Origin of the sequence: Mycobacterium sp., assembly GCF_051006775.1 — a bacterium.
Classification (GTDB): Bacteria; Actinomycetota; Actinomycetes; order Mycobacteriales; family Mycobacteriaceae; genus Mycobacterium.
Genome location: NZ_JBPCSX010000233.1, coordinates 1 through 3,017, shown reverse-complemented (window position 1 = coordinate 3,017; position 3,017 = coordinate 1). Strand labels below are relative to the sequence as shown.

The following is a 3,017-nucleotide window of genomic DNA, read 5'->3' as shown; positions in this document are numbered from 1 at the left end:
CACCACCGGCGGCTGGACCACCCGAAAACAACCCGACGGCACCACCAAATGGATCCCCCCACCACACCTACCCATCACCGCCGCCACCAACACCTACCACCACCCCGAACGACAACTACCCCCCGACGACGCGGCTTGAACGGGGTGGGTTACTCGTCCGCGTGACCGGCCAGGGCTTCTTCGATCCGGGCACGCGCCCCCGCGAGGTGTTCCTCGCAGCGGCGTGCCAGCGCCTCGCCCCGCTCCCAGAGTTTCAGTGACGCGTCGAGATCCAGGCCGCCCTGCTCGAGGGCGCTCACCACGTCGATGAGTTCATCGCGGCACTGCTCGTAACCAAGTTCGCCCACCGGCCGGTCGTTTTCGTCGCTCATGACGCTCCATCCTCCCGTCCGGAACTGACGGCGCCGAGTGCGCCGTCGGAAACTCTGATCCGCAACTGCGTTCCGGCCGGGGCATCGGCCGTCGAGCGCAGCACCGCAGCCGCACCGTCGAGCACTTGGACGACCGCGTAACCACGGGCCAACGTCGCCGCCGGCCCCAGGGTGGACAGCCGTGCGGCCAGATGCCCGATCCGGTCACTCTCGGCACCCACAAGGCGGTTGACGTCCCGGCGGCCGGCGGTGCGGGCCTGGGCGACCTCGGTGGCACGCTCGCTGATCATCCGCAGCGGATCTGCCAGGACCGGCCGACTGCGTAACTGGGTCAGCGTGTGTTGTTCGCGGCCCACCCAGTTGCGCAGCGCCCGGCCGCTGCGGCGGCGCAGATCGCTGATGAGTGCCGACTCCGCGACGGCATCCGGTACCACCCGCTTGGCCGCGTCGGTTGGGGTCGCGGCACGAAGGTCTGCAACAAGATCGCACAGCGGGTTGTCGGGTTCGTGACCGACGGCACTGACCACCGGCGTGGTGCAGCGAGCGATCGCGCGGCACAGCGTCTCATCGGAGAAGGGCAGCAGATCCTCGACACTGCCTCCGCCACGGGCGATCACGATGACGTCGACGTCAGGGTCGGAGTCCAGTTCGCCGAGTGCCGCAACGATCTGCGCCACCGCGCTCGGCCCCTGCACCGCTGTGTTGCGTATCTCGAAACGCACCGCCGGCCATCGCCCGGTGGCCACCGACGTGACGTCCTTCTCGGCGGCACTCGCTCTGCCCGTGATGAGTCCGATCACATTGGGCAGGAACGGCAATGGCCTCTTGAGCCGCTCGTCGAAGAGTCCCTCGGCGGCCAGTGCCTTGCGAAGCATCTCGATGCGAGCGAGTAACTCGCCGAGGCCCACCGCGCGAATCTCGCTGACCCGCAGCGAGAAAGTGCCACGCCCGGTGTAGAAGTCGGGTTTCCCGCGCATCACCACCTGGGTGCCCTCGGTGAGCTTCACCGGCGCCCGGAGTACCAGATCTCGCGAGCAGGTGACGGTCATCGACATATCGGCGGACGGATCGCGCAGCACCATGAACACGGTGTTGGAGGTGTTACGCGCATTGATCTGAGTGAGTTGGCCCTCAACCCAGATGCTGCCCAGTCTGTCGATCCAGCCTTTGACTCGGATGGCTACCGCCCGGACGGGGAACGGATTGTCCGCGGAAGTCCCCGGCTCCGTGGTCACGGGATCGGGCTCACTTCGCTGTCGCGCGGGTGATCCTGTTGGCGAGCAGCGTCTGGAACGGTGCCCGGGCCTTGCCGGCATCCTCATACGCCAGCAGCGCCCGAAGATCGGTCACGCTCAACGAGGTCATCCGAGCCCGAAGCTGAGCCAGTGTCAGCGAGTCGTAGTCCAGATCCGCGGCGATCGGGGGTGCAGTGGCGACCTTCTTGGCCGGTGCGGCTTTCTTGGCAGCAGTCTTCTTCGCGGCAGGTCTGGCTTTTGCGCCGCGCTTGACCGGTGCCCCGGCGTCGGCCGCTGCGTCGGCCGCATCGTCGAAGCCCATCGGGTCGGTGACCGAGTAGAGCGCGAAGCGTCCCTCGGTCCGCCGGTCGCCGTCCCGCGCCGGCTCGGGCTCAAGATCCTCGTCGAAGGTCGCCCACTCTGGTTTCTCGTCCGTGGGCGGGAAAATCGTCTCCAGGGCGGAGTCACCCTTGATCGCGAGGTCGGCCAGGTCCTGCTGCACCTTCATCACGATCTGCGCGACGGTGCTGGCCACCGTCATCGGGTACATCAGGATGGTCTGGGGCAGCCTGCGGGTCTCCTCGAGGGCGGAAACGGCGGCGCCGACCAGCAGACGAACCCCATACGGTGCTGTTGCCATGGGGACCAGACTACGGCCAGGCCCGCCTGCGCCGGAGGGAACACCGGGGAGAACGTAGTCTGGATCCATGCCGCCGACCGTAGATATGGGGATGCCCGGCACCACCGATTCGAGCCCCGGCTCTGCTGGCAAGCGCATCCTGCTTGCCGAGCCCCGCGGGTACTGCGCCGGTGTGGACCGCGCCGTGGAAACCGTGGAACTCGCCCTGCAGAAACACGGCGCCCCGGTTTACGTCCGCCACGAGATCGTGCACAACCGGCATGTCGTCGACACGCTGGCCAAAGCGGGCGCGGTGTTCGTGGACGAGACCGATGAGGTGCCGGAGGGGTCCATCGTGGTGTTTTCTGCCCACGGTGTCGCGCCGACCGTGCATGAGACCGCGGCCGCCCGCAATCTTGTGGTGATCGATGCGACCTGCCCCCTGGTGACCAAGGTGCACAACGAGGCCAAGCGCTTCGCCCGCGAGGACTACGACATCCTGCTCATCGGCCACGAGGGCCACGAGGAGGTCATCGGAACCGCCGGGGAGGCTCCCGACCACGTTCAATTGGTCGACGGACCCGACGCCGTGGACAACATCACCGTGCGCGACGAGAGCAAGGTGATCTGGCTGTCGCAGACCACCCTCAGCGTCGACGAAACCATGGAGACGGTGCAGCGGCTACGGCAGCGGTTCCCCACCTTGCAGGATCCGCCCAGCGATGACATCTGCTACGCGACCCAGAACCGGCAGGGTGCGGTCAAGGCGTTGGCTCCGGAATGCGATCTGGT

Annotated in this window: 4 protein-coding genes; 1 reads left to right on the top strand and 3 read right to left on the bottom strand. The window is 67.3% G+C overall.

Features of this window, described 5'->3' with window-relative positions; translation table 11 throughout:
• Window positions 1-149 precede the first annotated feature (149 nt).
• From ACR2JI_RS16350 to ACR2JI_RS16340, 3 genes are read right to left on the bottom strand one after another with little or no spacing between them, the layout of a single operon-like run.
• Window positions 150-371, bottom strand: a complete 222-nt coding sequence (locus ACR2JI_RS16350) for an exodeoxyribonuclease VII small subunit (protein ID WP_526391842.1) — start codon at window positions 369-371, stop codon at window positions 150-152.
• Window positions 368-1,606 (bottom strand): exodeoxyribonuclease VII large subunit, encoded by a 1,239-nt coding sequence (xseA, locus tag ACR2JI_RS16345; protein WP_526391840.1) that lies wholly within the window; start codon window positions 1,604-1,606, stop codon window positions 368-370. Before xseA ends, ACR2JI_RS16350 begins: the two co-directional genes overlap by 4 nt.
• Before the next feature lie 10 nt (window positions 1,607-1,616).
• Window positions 1,617-2,246 (bottom strand): lipid droplet-associated protein, encoded by a 630-nt coding sequence (locus ACR2JI_RS16340; protein ID WP_526391838.1) that lies wholly within the window; start codon window positions 2,244-2,246, stop codon window positions 1,617-1,619.
• A gap of 67 nt (window positions 2,247-2,313) precedes the next feature.
• On the opposite strand from ACR2JI_RS16340, the gene ispH reads away from it, so the two are divergent.
• Window positions 2,314-3,017: 4-hydroxy-3-methylbut-2-enyl diphosphate reductase (gene ispH, locus ACR2JI_RS16335; protein WP_526391836.1), on the top strand; the 704-nt coding region annotated here is incomplete at its 3' end.

What these genes read in the sequence shown, in the direction of transcription:
- ACR2JI_RS16340 (WP_526391838.1), bottom strand. Translation starts at nt 2,246, where the DNA reads ATGGCAACAGCACCGTATGGGGTTCGTCTGCTGGTCGGCGCCGCCGTT.
- ACR2JI_RS16350 (WP_526391842.1), bottom strand. Translation starts at nt 371, where the DNA reads ATGAGCGACGAAAACGACCGGCCGGTGGGCGAACTTGGTTACGAGCAG.